Annotated in this window: 14 protein-coding genes; all 14 read left to right on the top strand. The window is 64.4% G+C overall.

Annotated elements, in window-relative coordinates; all coding sequences use genetic code 11:
• Positions 1-3 precede the first annotated feature (3 nt).
• The 14 genes from CYJ10_RS20190 to CYJ10_RS20125 all read left to right on the top strand — a co-directional run bounded on the left by CYJ10_RS20190 (position 4) and on the right by CYJ10_RS20125 (position 14,287).
• Positions 4-1,122 (top strand): acyl-CoA dehydrogenase family protein, encoded by a 1,119-nt coding sequence (locus tag CYJ10_RS20190; RefSeq protein WP_101683251.1) that lies wholly within the window; start codon positions 4-6, stop codon positions 1,120-1,122.
• Positions 1,123-1,186: 64 nt separating this feature from the next.
• Positions 1,187-1,639 (top strand): MaoC family dehydratase, encoded by a 453-nt coding sequence (locus CYJ10_RS20185; RefSeq protein ID WP_101683250.1) that lies wholly within the window; start codon positions 1,187-1,189, stop codon positions 1,637-1,639.
• A gap of 64 nt (positions 1,640-1,703) precedes the next feature.
• Complete coding sequence (locus tag CYJ10_RS20180) at positions 1,704-2,177, top strand: MaoC family dehydratase (RefSeq protein WP_101683249.1); 474 nt, start codon at positions 1,704-1,706, stop codon at positions 2,175-2,177.
• A 592-nt stretch (positions 2,178-2,769) separates the two neighbouring features.
• Positions 2,770-3,738, top strand: coding sequence for a ubiquinol oxidase subunit II (gene cyoA, locus CYJ10_RS20175; protein WP_101683248.1), 969 nt, complete (start codon positions 2,770-2,772; stop codon positions 3,736-3,738).
• An 8-nt stretch (positions 3,739-3,746) separates the two neighbouring features.
• A complete protein-coding gene (gene cyoB, locus CYJ10_RS20170; protein WP_101683247.1) occupies positions 3,747-5,720 on the top strand; it encodes a cytochrome o ubiquinol oxidase subunit I in 1,974 nt (657 codons plus the stop codon).
• 5 nt (positions 5,721-5,725) lie between these two features.
• Positions 5,726-6,370, top strand: a complete 645-nt coding sequence (gene cyoC, locus CYJ10_RS20165) for a cytochrome o ubiquinol oxidase subunit III (RefSeq protein ID WP_101683246.1) — start codon at positions 5,726-5,728, stop codon at positions 6,368-6,370.
• Positions 6,371-6,721 carry a cytochrome o ubiquinol oxidase subunit IV gene (cyoD, locus tag CYJ10_RS20160; protein ID WP_101683245.1) on the top strand — a complete coding sequence of 117 codons (351 nt, stop codon included), beginning with the start codon at positions 6,371-6,373 and terminating at the stop codon, positions 6,719-6,721. It begins immediately after the preceding gene.
• A gap of 389 nt (positions 6,722-7,110) precedes the next feature.
• Complete coding sequence (gene urtA / locus CYJ10_RS20155; RefSeq protein ID WP_101683244.1) at positions 7,111-8,370, top strand: urea ABC transporter substrate-binding protein; 1,260 nt, start codon at positions 7,111-7,113, stop codon at positions 8,368-8,370.
• 203 nt (positions 8,371-8,573) lie between these two features.
• Positions 8,574-10,208 (top strand): urea ABC transporter permease subunit UrtB, encoded by a 1,635-nt coding sequence (urtB, locus tag CYJ10_RS20150; RefSeq protein ID WP_101683243.1) that lies wholly within the window; start codon positions 8,574-8,576, stop codon positions 10,206-10,208.
• A gap of 1 nt (position 10,209) precedes the next feature.
• Positions 10,210-11,409, top strand: coding sequence for an urea ABC transporter permease subunit UrtC (gene urtC / locus CYJ10_RS20145; RefSeq protein ID WP_101683242.1), 1,200 nt, complete (start codon positions 10,210-10,212; stop codon positions 11,407-11,409).
• Positions 11,406-12,254, top strand: coding sequence for an urea ABC transporter ATP-binding protein UrtD (gene urtD, locus CYJ10_RS20140; RefSeq protein ID WP_101683241.1), 849 nt, complete (start codon positions 11,406-11,408; stop codon positions 12,252-12,254). The genes urtC and urtD overlap by 4 nt, the downstream gene beginning before the upstream one ends.
• A 2-nt stretch (positions 12,255-12,256) precedes the next feature.
• On the top strand, positions 12,257-12,949 hold the full coding sequence (urtE, locus tag CYJ10_RS20135) for an urea ABC transporter ATP-binding subunit UrtE (protein ID WP_101683240.1): 693 nt from the start codon (positions 12,257-12,259) through the stop codon (positions 12,947-12,949).
• A 104-nt stretch (positions 12,950-13,053) separates the two neighbouring features.
• Positions 13,054-13,935: an urease accessory protein UreD gene (locus tag CYJ10_RS20130; RefSeq protein ID WP_180862997.1), complete on the top strand. Its 882-nt coding sequence runs from the start codon at positions 13,054-13,056 to the stop codon at positions 13,933-13,935.
• Between the two features lie 49 nt (positions 13,936-13,984).
• Entirely contained in the window at positions 13,985-14,287 is a 303-nt protein-coding gene (locus CYJ10_RS20125) for an urease subunit gamma (RefSeq protein ID WP_066738892.1), read from the top strand.
• Positions 14,288-14,325 lie beyond the last annotated feature (38 nt).

Raw genomic sequence — 14,325 nt, 5'->3', positions numbered from 1 at the left:
AACATGAACTTCAATCTCAGCGACGAACAGAAGCAACTGGCCGACGCGATCCGCCGATTTGTCGAGAAGAGCTACGACTTCGAGTCGCGCAAGAAGAACATCAAGACCGACGCCGGCCACGGCGAGCAGGCTTGGGGCGCCCTGGTGGAGCTGGGGCTGACCGCGCTGCCGGTGCCGGAAGCGCAGGGTGGGTTCTCGGGCACGGCCGTCGACATGATGGTGGTGCAGCAGGAACTGGGCCGCGGCCTGATCGTGGAACCGTACCTGGCAACCGTGGTAGCCGCGCACGCGCTGAAGCTGGCCGGTGGCCAGGAGTCGGTGCTGGAACAGGTGGCGGGCGGCGAGGTGAAGCTGGCCACGGCGTTCAACGAGCCGCAGGCGCGCTACGAACTGAACAACGTGACGGTGACGGCCAAGGGTGGCAAGCTCAACGGCCGCAAGGTGGTGGTGATCCACGGTGCCCAGGCTGACAAGCTCGTGGTGTCGGCCCGTACCAGCGGAGCGCAATCCGATCGTGACGGCATTTCGCTGTTCCTGGTCGATACGAACGCGGCTGGCGTCAGCATCAAGGACTACCGCACGATCGACAATCTGCGTGCCGCCGATGTGACGTTTGCCGACACGCCGGCCACGCTGCTGGGCGCCGAAGGCAAGGGCTGGGACGTGCTCGAAGCCACGGCAGACTACGCCGCCGTGCTGCTGTGCGCCGAGGCCGTGGGTGTGATGGACACGCTGAACGCCGCCACGCTGGAATACGCCAAGACGCGTCAGCAGTTTGGCGTCCCCATCGCGCGCTTCCAGGCGCTGCAGCACCGCATGGTCGAGATGTTCATCCATGCCGAGCAGTCGCGCTCGATCACGCTGCTGGCTGCCGCACGCTTTGAGGAATCCACGCCGGAAGAGCGCAGCCGCTACGTGTCCGCCGCCAAGGCGCGTGTGGGCCTGGCCGCTCGCTCGGTCGGCCAGGAAGCCGTGCAGATCCACGGCGGCATGGGCGTGACCGACGAACTGCCAGCCGCACACATGTTCAAGCGGCTGACGCTGATCAACACGACGTTCGGTGACGTGGACCATCATCTGGGCCGCTTCGCCAGCCAGCCGGGCTTCCAGGAAGCCGCCTGATCGCAGCGTATGACCTGAACCGCGCCGGTGACCCCGAGCGCGGTTTTTTGCTTTGGAGCGCACGATGTCCAACAAGATGTACTTTGAAGACTATGTCGTCGGCAGCGAGATTCCGCTTGGCAGCTATCACGTCACGGAGGAGGAAATCCTCACGTTTGCGCGCCAGTACGATCCGCAACCGTTCCACATCGACAAGGCCGCCGCGGAGAACAGCATCTATGGCGGCCTGATTTCAAGCGGCTGGATGACCTGCAGCATCATCATGCGGCTGCTGGTACAGTCGATGGGCGACCGCTCGACCAGCATGGGATCGCCAGGCGTGGACGAGGTGCGCTGGATCAAGCCGGTTTACGCCGGCGACACGCTGACCGCCGTGCTGAAAATCCTGGAGACGCGTCCGTCGAGTTCCAAGCCCGACCGCGGCGTGGTGCTGACCCAGTGGGTCGGCACGAACCAGAAGGGCGAGGTGGTGTGTACGGTCAAGGGCATGGGCATGTACAAGCGCCGCCCGACCTGAGTCGCTCGGGGACGAGGCGCCCAAACAAGACAGCAAGACGATAAGACAATAGGAGACAAGTCATATGCGCACCATTGCATCGCTGGAAGAGCTGGAGTCCCTCCAGGGCCAGGAAGTGGCCGTCAGCGACTGGTCCGAGATCACGCAGCAGCAGGTGAACCTGTTTGCCGAGGCGACGGGGGATCACCAGTGGATCCACGTTGATGTCGAGCGTGCCAAACGGGAATCGCCGTTCGGCGCCCCAGTGGCCCATGGCTTCCTGACGTTGTCGCTGCTGCCGCAGTTCATGCAGAACGCCATCCACATGGAGGGCGTCAAGATGGGTGTCAACTACGGACTCAACCGCGTGCGATTCACGTCGCCGGTGCCGGTCGGCAGCAAGCTGCGCGCACGCGTGAAGCTGCTCAAGGTCGAGCGGCTCGACCCGCTGCCGAACGGGCTGGTGGGTGCGCAATCGACGTGGGAAGTCACCATCGAACGCGAGGGCAGCGATCGTCCGGTCTGCGTGGCGGAATCGATCAGCCGGCGCTACTCGTAGCGCGTTGCAGGTGGATAGACAGAGGGGCCGCTAGAACGCGGCCCCTTTCTTTTGTCCAGAAGAATTGCATGACAAATTACGTTCACGGCGTGATCTGTTTCCTTTGCGCGACATCAAAAACATTGTCCGGTTAAAAGAACAGTGTTTCCGCTGCCTTTGGGTTTACCCGCAATGTTGCGTTGCGGTACATTCGCGGCCAACGATGTTTTAAGTAATGCGATATCCGCTCGGAGACCGTGCTCGCTGCGCTGGTGGGTGGGTCAAAAGCAGGCGGAAATCGCGTAAGCATCGTGACACAACGCTTGTCCCGGTGGCTGCTCCGAACCGGGAACGATCGCAGTTCAGGCAGTCGGTTACCTCAGCGCACGCTTCCGCCCCCGGCGTTTCGCGCACGCAGTCGTCAGTTGCTGTCCAGCCGCGCTCATGGCGTTGCCCGGCCGCATGGTCCGCCGGTGCTTGCTCGCCCCATCAACGCTTGCGCCTGCTTTGGACACGTCCCCGGTTTTTCCCAGCCCAGCCAGCCCGTTGCCTCGTGCAGCAGGCGGCAGTGCCTCGCTTGTGCACAGGCGTGGCGCAACCAGACCGTCGTGACATGAACACATCAACAATGCCGCGCCTGATGCGGTACCTGCCTTGCCTTGGCCTGCTCCTGCTGGCCGGCTGCGACTACGCACTGATGAACCCGAAAGGGCAAGTCGGCGTCGACATCAAGGGCATCATCCTGATCGCCACCTGGCTGATGCTGCTGGTCGTGGTGCCCGTGATCATCCTGATCGTCGTGTTCGCGTGGAAATACCGCGCCAGCAACACGTCGGCCACCTACGACCCCGACTGGTCGCACTCGACCAAGATCGAAGTCGTGGTCTGGCTGATTCCCTGCCTGATCATCATCGCGCTGGGCATCATCACCTGGAAGTCGTCGCACGATCTCGACCCCTACAAGCCGCTCGAATCGAACGTCAAGCCGGTGCAGGTCGAAGCCGTGGCGATGAACTGGAAATGGCTGTTCATCTATCCGGAACTGAAGATCGCGACGGTCAACCAGCTGGCGCTGCCGGTGAACACGCCGGTGAACTTCAAGATCACGTCGGATTCGATCATGAATTCGTTCTTCATCCCCCAACTGGGCAGCCAGGTGTACGCCATGGCCGGGATGGAGACCAAGCTGCACCTCATCGCCAATGAAGCCGGCACGTACGACGGCATGTCCGCCAACTACAGCGGCGGCGGCTTCTCGGGCATGAAATTCAAGGCCATCGCCATGTCGAACTTCGAGTTCGACAAGTGGGTGGAGCAGGTGCGCGCGTCCAGCAAGCAGCTCGCCGCCGAGGACTACAAGGTCCTGGCCAAGCCGAGCGAAGCAGATCCGGTGACGTACTTCGGCAAGATCGAAGACGGCCTGTTCACCGGCATCCTGCATCAATACATGGGGCACGACGGCCGTGCCATGGCCCGCGAAGGTTTCGATGGCGGTCCGGTCTGCACGTCGCGTAACACGCTTGGCGAAGAGCGTGTATCCATGACCACGCCGGCCAAGCCGGCCGTGGGCGCGCAAATCTAGGAGCAATGATGTTTGGCAAATTGAGTTTGTCGGCGATTCCGTTTCATGAGCCGATCATCATGATCACGCTGTGCTGCGTGGCCCTTGGCGGGCTGGGGCTGTTCGGCGCGATCACGTATTTCAAGAAGTGGAATTACCTGTGGGTCGAGTGGATTACCTCGGTCGACCACAAGCGCATCGGCGTGATGTACTCGCTGGTGGCACTGATCATGCTGCTGCGCGGCTTTGCCGACGCCATCATGATGCGTACCCAGCTGGCGGTTGCCACCAATGGCGCCACCGGCTTCCTGCCGCCCGAGCACTATGACCAGGTGTTCACGGCCCACGGCGTGATCATGATCTTCTTCGTGGCCATGCCGCTGATGACGGGCCTGATGAACCTCGTGGTGCCGCTGCAGATTGGCGCGCGCGACGTGGCGTTCCCGTTCCTGAACACGCTGAGCTTCTGGCTGTTCGTGGCCGGCGCGCTGCTGGTCAACGTCTCGCTGGGGGTTGGTGAATTCGCGCGTACGGGCTGGCTGGCCTATCCGCCGCTGTCGGGCCTGGACTACAGCCCGGGCGTGGGGGTGGACTACTACCTCTGGTCCTTGCAGATTTCAGGGTTGGGCACGTTGCTGACTGGCGTGAACTTCCTGGTGACGATCCTGAAGATGCGCGCCCCGGGCATGACCCTGATGCGCATGCCGGTGTTCACGTGGACGGTCTTCTGCACGAACGTGCTGATCGTGGCCGCCTTCCCGGTGCTGACGGTGTCGCTGGCCCTGCTGGGTCTGGACCGCTATTTCGACATGCACTTCTTCACGAACGACGGTGGCGGCAACGCCATGATGTACGTGAACCTGATCTGGATCTGGGGCCACCCCGAGGTCTACATCCTGGTGCTGCCGGCTTTCGGTATCTTCTCGGAAATCATCGCCACGTTCTCGGGCAAGAAGCTGTTCGGCTACAAGTCGATGGTGTATGCGACGAGCGCGATCATGGTGCTGTCGTTCATCGTGTGGCTGCACCACTTCTTCACGATGGGCTCGGGTGCCAACGTGAATGCGTTCTTCGGCATCACGACGATGATCATCTCGATCCCGACGGGCGTGAAGATCTTCAACTGGCTGTTCACGATGTACCGTGGCCGCGTGCAGTTCACGTCGCCGGTGCTGTGGACGCTGGGCTTCATGATCACGTTCGTGATCGGCGGCATGACCGGCGTGCTAATGGCCGTGCCGGCAGCCGACTTCGTGCTGCATAACAGCCTGTTCCTGATCGCCCACTTCCACAACGTGATCATCGGCGGCGTGCTGTTCGGCTACCTGGCCGGCATCACGTACTGGTGGCCGAAGGCGTTTGGCTTCAAGCTGAACGAGCGTCTGGGCAAGTGCGCCTTCTGGTGCTGGATCGTCGGCTTCTACTTCGCCTTCATGCCGCTGTACGTGCTGGGCCTGATGGGCATGACCCGTCGTCTGAACCACACGAACAACCCGGAATGGACGCCCTGGCTGCATCTGGCCGTGGTGGGCGTGGTGTTCGTGGCGCTGGGCATCTTCTTCCAGGTGCTGCAGATCGTTGTGTCGATCCGCGACCGCAAGAAGCTGGCCGACGTGACGGGCGACCCGTGGGGTGGCCGTACGCTGGAATGGGCTACGTCGTCGCCGCCGCCGTTCTACAACTTCGCGCACACCCCGGTGGTGCGTGACCTGGACGCGTTCGCCGACATGAAGGCCCGTGGCGAGAAGCTGCCGACCAGCGGCTTCGAGCAGATCCACATGCCGAAGAACACGGCTGCCGGCTTCTACATGGGTGCCTGGAGCCTGGCGCTGGGCTTTGCGCTGGTCTGGCATATCTGGTGGCTTGCCGCCGTCGGTCTGGTCGGCATGGTGGTGGCGTTCATCCGCCGCGCCAACGATGACCACATCGACTACTACGTGCCGGCCGCCGAGGTCGAGCAGATCGAAACCCGCTACCAGCAGCGTGTGGCTGCACAGGGCTGATAACGATGTCGACAGAAGTTCTTGACCGCTTTGGGGCGCAAGCCCCCGCGCATGCGCACTCGCACGACGAGTCGCACGACCACGCCCATCACGACACCAGCGAGAACACCATCTTCGGTTTCTGGCTGTACCTGATGAGCGACTGCATCTTGTTCGCGTGCCTGTTCGCCGCGTTCGCCGTCCTGCGCGGCGAAGTGGCGGGTGGCCCGTCGGGCAAGGAGCTGTTCGAGCTCAACTACGTGCTCGTGGAAACGGCAATCCTGCTGTTCTCGTCGATCACCTATGGCTTTGCCATGGTGTCGATGCAGAACCAGCAGCGCGGCCGCGTGATGTTCTGGCTGGCCGTGACGTTCCTGCTGGGCGCAGGCTTCATGGCGATGGAAATCAACGAGTTCGCGCACCTGATCCATGAAGGTGCCGGCCCGAGCCGCAGCGCCTTCCTGTCGTCGTTCTTCACGCTCGTGGGCACCCACGGCCTGCACGTGGCAAGCGGCATGGTCTGGATGCTCGTGCTGATGTACCAGCTGTCGAAGAAGGGCCTGACCCCGATGGTGGCCAAGCGCCTGAACTGCCTCAGCCTGTTCTGGCACTTCCTGGACGTGGTCTGGATCGGTGTGTTCACCGTGGTCTACCTGATGGGAGCAATGTAAATGGCACAGCAACACGCAAGCGCCGCCCATGGCGCGTCGCATGGCCACAGCAGCGTCAAGTCGTATGTGATCGGCTTCGTGCTGGCGGTGATCCTGACCGTGATCCCGTTCAAGATCGTGATGGACGGGTCGATCGACCGCGCCACCACGCTCTGGATCATCCTGGGCATGGCCGTGGTGCAGATCATCGTGCACCTGAAGTACTTCCTGCACCTGGACGGTTCTGAGGGGCAGAAGTGGAACGTGATGGCCCTGCTGTTCACGGGCCTGATCCTGTTCATCGTGCTGGCCGGCTCGCTCTGGATCATGCACAACATGAACGCCAACATGATGCCGTGGATGAGCAAGTGACCGTCGTCACCGGTATCTGAAGAAACGGGGCCCCTGCGGCCCCGTTTTTTATTGCATTCTTTCCCGGCCGACCTTGGGCGGCGACGGGGACGGCGGGGCAGGTGCCCCCGCCCGGAATCTTGCCTCTGGTGCGCCACGCACCGATCCCATCCTGCCATGCACCGCATCGGGCCGATGCACGACGCCGGTGCATGCGTCCGTTCCGCCCCCTCCGCAAGCCCGGCACCTTACTGGTGCGCCGCCGATCCGTCCCCTCCGATTTGTCTCGCCGCCGTTGCCTGGCAACGGTTTGCGGCCCCGGTCACTCTTGGCACGCTAGTTGCAGAAGCGTTACCCGGGGTGCGTAGTCCCTGACCACATACGACAAATTGGACGAAATGGGAGCTGCAATGAAACGACGTGACATGCTGAAGCTGTCGGCGGTAGCCGCCGCCGCGATGATCGGTACCAGCCCGCTGATGGCGCAGACGAAGGAGCCGATCAAGATCGGCATCCTGCATTCGCTGTCCGGCACGATGGCCATCTCCGAAACGTCGCTCAAGGACGTGGCGCTGATGACGATCGACGAGATCAACAAGAGCGGCGGCGTGCTGGGCCGCAAGCTTGAGCCTGTTGTAGTGGACCCCGCTTCCAACTGGCCGCTGTTCGCGGAGAAGGCCCGCCAGCTGATCACCAAGGACAAGGTTGCCGTCACGTTCGGTTGCTGGACGTCGGTGTCGCGCAAGTCGGTGCTGCCGGTCTATGAAGAGACCAATGCGCTGCTGTTCTACCCGGTGCAGTACGAAGGCGAGGAGATGTCCAAGAACGTGTTCTACACGGGCGCCGCACCGAACCAGCAGGCGATCCCGGCCGTGGAATACCTGATGAGCAAGGAAGGCGGCGGCGCCAAGCGCTTCTTCCTGCTGGGCACGGACTACGTCTACCCGCGTACCACCAACAAGATCCTGCGCGCGTTCCTGAAGAGCAAGGGCGTGGCCGACAAGGATATCGAAGAGGTCTACACCCCGTTTGGCCATAGCGACTACCAGACCATCGTCGCCAACATCAAGAAGTTCTCGCAGGGCGGCAAGACGGCCGTGATCTCGACGATCAACGGCGACTCCAACGTGCCGTTCTACAAGGAACTGGGCAACGCCGGCCTGAAGGCCAAGGACGTGCCGGTGGTGGCCTTCTCCGTGGGCGAGGAAGAACTGCGCGGTATCGACACCAAGCCGCTGGTGGGCCACCTGGCCGCCTGGAACTACTTCATGTCGGTCAAGAACGGCGAGAACGACGCGTTCAAGAAGCAATGGGCGGCATGGGTCAAGGCCAACAACCTGCCCGGCGGCGACAAGCGCGTGACCAACGATCCGATGGAAGCCACCTACGTGGGTATCCACATGTGGGCGCAGGCCGTGAAGAAGGCCGGCACCACCGACGTGGACAAGGTGCGCGCCGCCATGTACGGCCAGACCTTCAAGTCGCCGGACGGCTTCACGCTGACCATGGGCGACAACCATCACCTGTACAAGCCCGTGATGATCGGCGAAGTGAAGGGCGACGGCCAGTTCAACGTGGTCTGGAAGACGCCGAAGCCGATCCGCGCACAGCCGTGGAGCCCGTTTATCGCGGGTAACGAAGGCAAGGCCGACAAGGTGGCGGGGAATTGAGTAGCCAGTTTCCGTGGTGATGCGCACCCCTCTCCCATGGCATGGGAGAGGGGTGGGGGAGAGGGCGCCTAGGTTCAAGCTGCGACGTGTGCCGGTTTGAGCCGCCGAGCCCTCTCCACCAGCCCCACTCCCGCAAGCGGGAGTGGGGAGCAAGGCCAAACAACCCCAAGACGCGAACCATCGCGCCAAAACAAGACTCCTGAATGCACCGACCCATCCGAACATGGCTATGCGCCACGTTTGCCGCGTTGCTGCTGGCCGCTGCCCCGCTCTGGGCCGCCACGCCGCTCACGCAGGCTGACCTGAAGCCGCTGGCCGAAGACGACTTCGACGCCAAGACCGCCGCGCTGACCAAACTGACGCAGGCGCCGGCAGAGCAGGCCGGCCCGATCCTGAAGGCGCTGCAGGACGATGCGCTGCAGTACGAGCCGTCGGTCGGCATGGTGCGCCAGGATGGCGACAAGTATCTCGATGCCGTCAGCGGCAAGCCCGTCGCCGTGAAGAACGATGCGCTGGAATCGCTGACGCTGAACAACAGCCTGCGCACCATCGTCGACAGCGCCGCCAGCAGCCTGCTGCTGCAGTCGCCAGACATCGCGGTGCGCACGCAGGCCATCAACACGCTGTTCGACCAGCCCGAAAACGCATCGCGCGAAGGGGTGGAGGCCGCCCGCAAGGCTGAGGCCGACGCCGGGTTGCGCGCCCGCCTGGACGTGATCTGGGCCAATACCGTGCTGGCCCAGGGCACCGAGGCCACGCGCGATGCTCGGCTCGATGCCATCCGCATCCTGGGCAGCGACAGCAATCCGCAGTCGCGCCAGAAGCTGACGCCGCTGGTGGAAAAGGACGAGGCCGGCAAGTACAAGGAAGCTGACGAGGACGTGCGCGTCGCCGCGCAGAAAGCCATCGACCAACTGCGCAGCGAACAGCGGCGTGCCGACCTGCTGGGCAACCTGTTCGCGGGCCTGAGCCTGGGCAGCGTGCTGCTGCTGGCGGCGCTGGGCCTGGCCATCACGTACGGCCTGATCGGCGTCATCAACATGGCGCACGGCGAATTCCTGATGATCGGCGCCTATGCCACGTACGTGGTGCAGACGCTGTTCCGTGCCTATGCGCCGAATGCATTCGACTGGTACCTGGTGGCGGCGCTGCCGGCGTCGTTCCTGGCGGCCGGCCTGGTCGGCTTTGCCCTGGAGCGCATCGTGCTGCGGCACCTGTACGGCCGTCCGCTGGAAACGCTGCTGGCCACGTTCGGTATCAGCCTGCTGTTGATGCAGGCCGTGCGCACGATCTTCGGCGCCCAGAACGTGGAGGTGGCCAACCCGGTGTGGATGAGCGGCGGCTTCGATGCCATGGCCGGGCTTGTGATTCCGTACAACCGCGTGGTCATCATCCTGTTCGCGCTGGCCGTGGTGGCCGTAGCCTGGGCCGTGCTGAACCGCACCCGGCTGGGCCTGTTCGTGCGCGCCACGACGCAGAATCGCACCATGGCGGCCTGCGTGGGCGTGCGCACGTGGAAGGTGGACAGCTATGCGTTTGCCTTCGGCGCCGGCATCGCCGGGCTGGGCGGTTGCGCGCTGTCCCAGATCGGTAACGTGGGCCCCGACCTGGGGCAGGCGTACATCATCGATTCCTTCATGGTCGTGGTGCTCGGCGGGGTGGGGCAGCTGGCCGGCACCATCGTCGGGGCGTTCGGCCTCGGCATCATCAACAAGTTCATCGAGCCGTTCTACGGCGCGGTGCTGGCCAAGATCTTCGTCCTCGTGCTGATCGTGCTGTTTATTCAGAAGCGGCCGCAGGGACTTTTCGCGCTCAAGGGGCGCAGCGCGGAGGCCTGACATGAGCAGCTTTTCCTCTTCATCCCGCAAGCCGTTCAAGCTCTCGGTGCCGGAGCGCCAGCCGCTGTTCTCGGGCCGCGTGTGGACGCTGCTGGTACTGCTGACCGTGGTCGTGGCCATCGGCGTGCCCATCTGTGCGCTGGTGCTGCCCGAAAACCATCCGCTGCATCTGTCCGCCTATGCGCTGACGCTGTTCGGCAAGATCATGTGCTTTGCGCTGGCCGCCATCGCGCTGGACCTGGTCTGGGGCTACTGCGGCATCCTGAGCCTGGGCCATGGATTGTTCTTCGCGCTGGGCGGCTATGCAATGGGCATGTACCTGATGCGCTCGATCGGCCGCCAGGGCGTCTACAAGAGCGACCTGCCCGACTTCATGGTGTTCCTGGACTGGAAGGAGCTGCCGTGGTTCTGGCATGGCACCGAGCACCTGCCGTATGCGCTGCTGCTGGTGGTGCTGGTACCCGGCGTGCTGGCGTGGCTGTTCGGGTTCTTCGCGTTCCGGTCGCGCATCAAGGGCGTGTACCTGTCGATCATCACGCAGGCCATGACCTATGCCGCGATGCTGCTGTTCTTCCGCAACGAGACGGGCTTTGGCGGCAACAACGGTTTTACGGACTTCAAGCGCATTGCCGGCTTCGCGGTGGCCGCGCCGCAGACCCGCACCGCCCTGTTCGTGCTGACGTTCCTGGCGCTGATCGCGGGCTTCATTGCCTGCCGCTACATCGTCACGTCGAAGCTCGGCCGCGTGGTGACCGCCGTGCGCGATGCCGAAACGCGCGTGATGTTCTCCGGCTACAACCCGCTGGGCTACAAGCTGTTCGTCTGGACGTTCTCGGCCGTGCTGTGCGGCATTGCGGGCGCGCTGTACGTGCCACAGGTGGGCATCATCAACCCGGGCGAGATGTCGCCGGCGAACTCGATCGAGATGGCCGTGTGGGTGGCCGTGGGTGGCCGCGGCACGCTGATCGGGCCCATCGTCGGCGCGTTCCTGGTCAACGGTGCCAAGACCATGTTCACGGCCTACTTTGCCGAGTACTGGCTGTTCCTGCTTGGCGCGATGTTCGTGCTCGTGACGCTGTACCTGCCCGATGGTGTCGTCGGCCTGGTGCGTCGCCTGCGCGGCCAGCGTACCGCCGCGGAAAAGATCGAGGCGGCCACCGACGAACCGGTGGTGGCGCCGCAACAAGGGAGCAACGCATGAACGCCGCGCTGGGACTGCAACAGGCGGAGAGCGGCGACGCCACCGGCCTGGGCCGCATCGTCGAACCCGGTGTCATCGACACCACGCACGGCCCCATCCTCTATATCGAGGACCTGACCGTGCAGTTCGACGGCTTCCGCGCGCTGAACAAGCTGTCGCTGGCGATCGACCACGGCGAGTTGCGCTGTGTGATCGGCCCGAATGGCGCCGGCAAGACGACCATGATGGACGTCATCACTGGCAAGACGGGCCCGCGCAATGCCAACGTCACGGGGCGGGTGTTCCTGGGCCAGACCATTGACCTGATGCGCATGACCGAGCCGAAGATCGCCCAGACCGGCATCGGTCGCAAGTTCCAGAAGCCCACCGTGTTCGAGCAGCACGCGGTGTGGGAGAACCTGGAGTTGGCGATGAAGGCCGACAAGCGCTGGTGGTCGTCGCTGCGTGCGCGGCTGACCGGCGAGGGGCATCGCCGGATCGAGGAAACCCTGGCGCTGACGGGTCTGGAGGACGAGGCCTACCGGCCCGCCGGCCTGCTGTCGCACGGCCAGAAGCAGCGGCTGGAAATCGGCATGCTGCTGATGCAGCAACCGCAGTTGCTGCTGCTCGACGAACCGGTGGCCGGCATGACCGACGAGGAAACCATGCAACTGGCGGGGCTGCTCAACAGCCTGCGCGGCAGCTGCTCGATGATGGTCGTGGAACACGACATGGAGTTCGTGGCCGCACTGGCCGGCGACGCAGGCCGCGTGACGGTACTGGCCGAAGGCAGCCTGCTGGCCGAGGGCACACTCGATGCCGTCAAGCGCGACGAGCGCGTGATCGAATCCTACCTGGGAAGATAACCATGCTGCAGGTTAATGCACTGAACCAGTACTACGGCGGCAGCCACATCCTGCGCAACGTGTCGTTCGAGGTGCCGCACGGCAAGCTGACGACGCTGCTGGGCCGCAACGGCGTGGGCAAGAGCACGCTGCTCAAATGCCTGATGGGCGTGGTGCCCACGCGCAGCGGCAGCGTCAGCTGGGACGGCAAGGCGCTGGAAAAGAAGGCGCCTTATGAGCGCGTGTCGGCCGGGCTGGCCTACGTGCCACAGGGCCGCGAGATCTTTCCGCGCCTGACCGTCGAGGAAAACCTGCTGATCGGCGCCGCCAGCCGTGGCAAGCCAGCCGGCGTGCCCGACCGCATCTACGAGCTGTTTCCCGTGCTGCGCACGATGCGCCAGCGTCGCGGCGGTGACCTGTCGGGTGGCCAGCAGCAGCAACTGGCCATCGGCCGCGCGCTGATGAGCGGGCCCCAGCTACTGATTCTGGACGAGCCCACCGAAGGCATCCAGCCGTCGATCATCCAGGACATTGGCCGCGCGCTGCGCCTGCTGGTGGACGAGTTCGGCATGACCGTGCTGCTGGTGGAGCAGTACTACGAATTCGCGCGCCATCTGGCCGATCACTACGTGGTCATGAGCCGTGGCGAAGTGGTGGCCAAGGGCGTCGGTGCGACGATGGAGCAGGACGGCGTGCGGGAACTGATCGCGGTGTGATGCCCCTCGGCGGCGTGCGTGCGGCTTCACCTTCCGGTGATGCCGGCCGCGCGCTATGATCCGTGGGATACCTCCGCGCGCCCCCGCGCCTGCCTTTTTTTTTCATGCGTCATCCGGATTTTCCTTCGTCGCTCGCCATGCCTGTTGGATGGCACGCCAGCCTGCGCCTGCGCTTTGCCGAACGCGCGGGCCGTACCGCCATGGTCGAGCGCCGGCACGAGGGGCCGCTGCGCGTGCAGAAGCCGCTGTACCCGGAAGGCACGATCTGCCATGGCGTGGTGCTGCACCCGCCGGCCGGCGTGGCCGGGGGCGATCTGCTCGATATCGACATCGCCGTGGAAGCCGGCGCGCACGCCGTGCTGGCGACGCCCGGCGCCACCAAGTGGTACAAGTCGCAGGGCCGCGACGCGGCGCAGCAGGTGCGCATCGACGTGGCCGAAGGGTCCAAGCTGGACTGGTTGCCGCAGGAGAACATCGTGTTCGACGATGCCCGCGCGCGCATTGCCACCGATGTGGTGGTGGCGCCCGGCGGCAGCGCCATCGGCTGGGACGCCGTGGTGCTGGGCCGGCTGGCGTCGGGCGAGCGTTGGGCCAGGGGTTCGCTGTGGCTCGATACGCGTATTGCCAGCCCGGATCGCGCGCTGTGGATCGAGCAGTCGCACCTTGACGCCGCTTCGCCGTTGCGCGGCGCGGTGGCCGGCATGGAGGGCCTGCCCATCCTGGCCACACTGTGGGCCGTGGGGCAGGGCGCCACCCAGGAACTGGCCGAATCGCTGGCCGAGCGGTTGCCGTATCGCCCGGACCTGCGCGCCGGCGTGACCTGCCTGGCAGGCCGTGGGCAACCCGCAGGCCAGTCGATGCTGCTGGTGCGCGTGCTGGGCCGCGACATGGAGGCCGTACGCCACCTGATGATCGATTGCTGGAGCACCCTGCGCATGCCGATCCACGGCGTGCCGGCCCGGCCGCTGCGGCTCTGGGCCACCTGACCGGACATCAACAAGAACGCCAACAAGAACACCAGAACGGAACGCCAACATGGAACTGACTCCGCGCGAGAAAGACAAGCTGCTGATCTTCACTGCCGCCCTGCTGGCCGAGCGCCGCCGGGCGCGCGGGCTCAAGCTCAACTACCCCGAGGCAGTGGCGCTGATCACGGCCGCCATCATGGAAGGCGCGCGCGACGGCCGCACCGTGGCCGAGCTGATGCACGAAGGCACCACCGTGCTGCGGCGCGAGGACGTGATGGACGGCGTGGCCGAGATGATTCCGGAAATCCAGGTGGAAGCCACGTTCCCGGACGGCACCAAGCTGGTCACCGTGCACCACCCGATCGTCTGAATCCGATCGCCCAATCCATCCCCCAACGATCGCCCGAA

The sequence above is a fragment of the Cupriavidus pauculus genome, assembly GCF_002858765.1.
GTDB classification, from domain to species: domain Bacteria; phylum Pseudomonadota; class Gammaproteobacteria; order Burkholderiales; family Burkholderiaceae; genus Cupriavidus; species Cupriavidus pauculus_B.
This window is presented reverse-complemented; position numbering and strand designations above follow the sequence as displayed.

Coding starts and splice junctions, on each gene's coding strand:
- cyoC (WP_101683246.1), top strand. CDS start 5,726: ATGTCGACAGAAGTTCTTGACCGCTTTGGGGCGCAAGCCCCCGCGCAT.
- CYJ10_RS20180 (WP_101683249.1), top strand. CDS start 1,704: ATGCGCACCATTGCATCGCTGGAAGAGCTGGAGTCCCTCCAGGGCCAG.
- urtD (WP_101683241.1), top strand. CDS start 11,406: ATGAACGCCGCGCTGGGACTGCAACAGGCGGAGAGCGGCGACGCCACC.
- urtA (WP_101683244.1), top strand. CDS start 7,111: ATGAAACGACGTGACATGCTGAAGCTGTCGGCGGTAGCCGCCGCCGCG.
- cyoB (WP_101683247.1), top strand. CDS start 3,747: ATGTTTGGCAAATTGAGTTTGTCGGCGATTCCGTTTCATGAGCCGATC.
- CYJ10_RS20130 (WP_180862997.1), top strand. CDS start 13,054: ATGCGTCATCCGGATTTTCCTTCGTCGCTCGCCATGCCTGTTGGATGG.
- urtB (WP_101683243.1), top strand. CDS start 8,574: ATGCACCGACCCATCCGAACATGGCTATGCGCCACGTTTGCCGCGTTG.
- CYJ10_RS20185 (WP_101683250.1), top strand. CDS start 1,187: ATGTCCAACAAGATGTACTTTGAAGACTATGTCGTCGGCAGCGAGATT.
- CYJ10_RS20190 (WP_101683251.1), top strand. CDS start 4: ATGAACTTCAATCTCAGCGACGAACAGAAGCAACTGGCCGACGCGATC.
- cyoD (WP_101683245.1), top strand. CDS start 6,371: ATGGCACAGCAACACGCAAGCGCCGCCCATGGCGCGTCGCATGGCCAC.
- cyoA (WP_101683248.1), top strand. CDS start 2,770: ATGAACACATCAACAATGCCGCGCCTGATGCGGTACCTGCCTTGCCTT.
- CYJ10_RS20125 (WP_066738892.1), top strand. CDS start 13,985: ATGGAACTGACTCCGCGCGAGAAAGACAAGCTGCTGATCTTCACTGCC.
- urtE (WP_101683240.1), top strand. CDS start 12,257: ATGCTGCAGGTTAATGCACTGAACCAGTACTACGGCGGCAGCCACATC.
- urtC (WP_101683242.1), top strand. CDS start 10,210: ATGAGCAGCTTTTCCTCTTCATCCCGCAAGCCGTTCAAGCTCTCGGTG.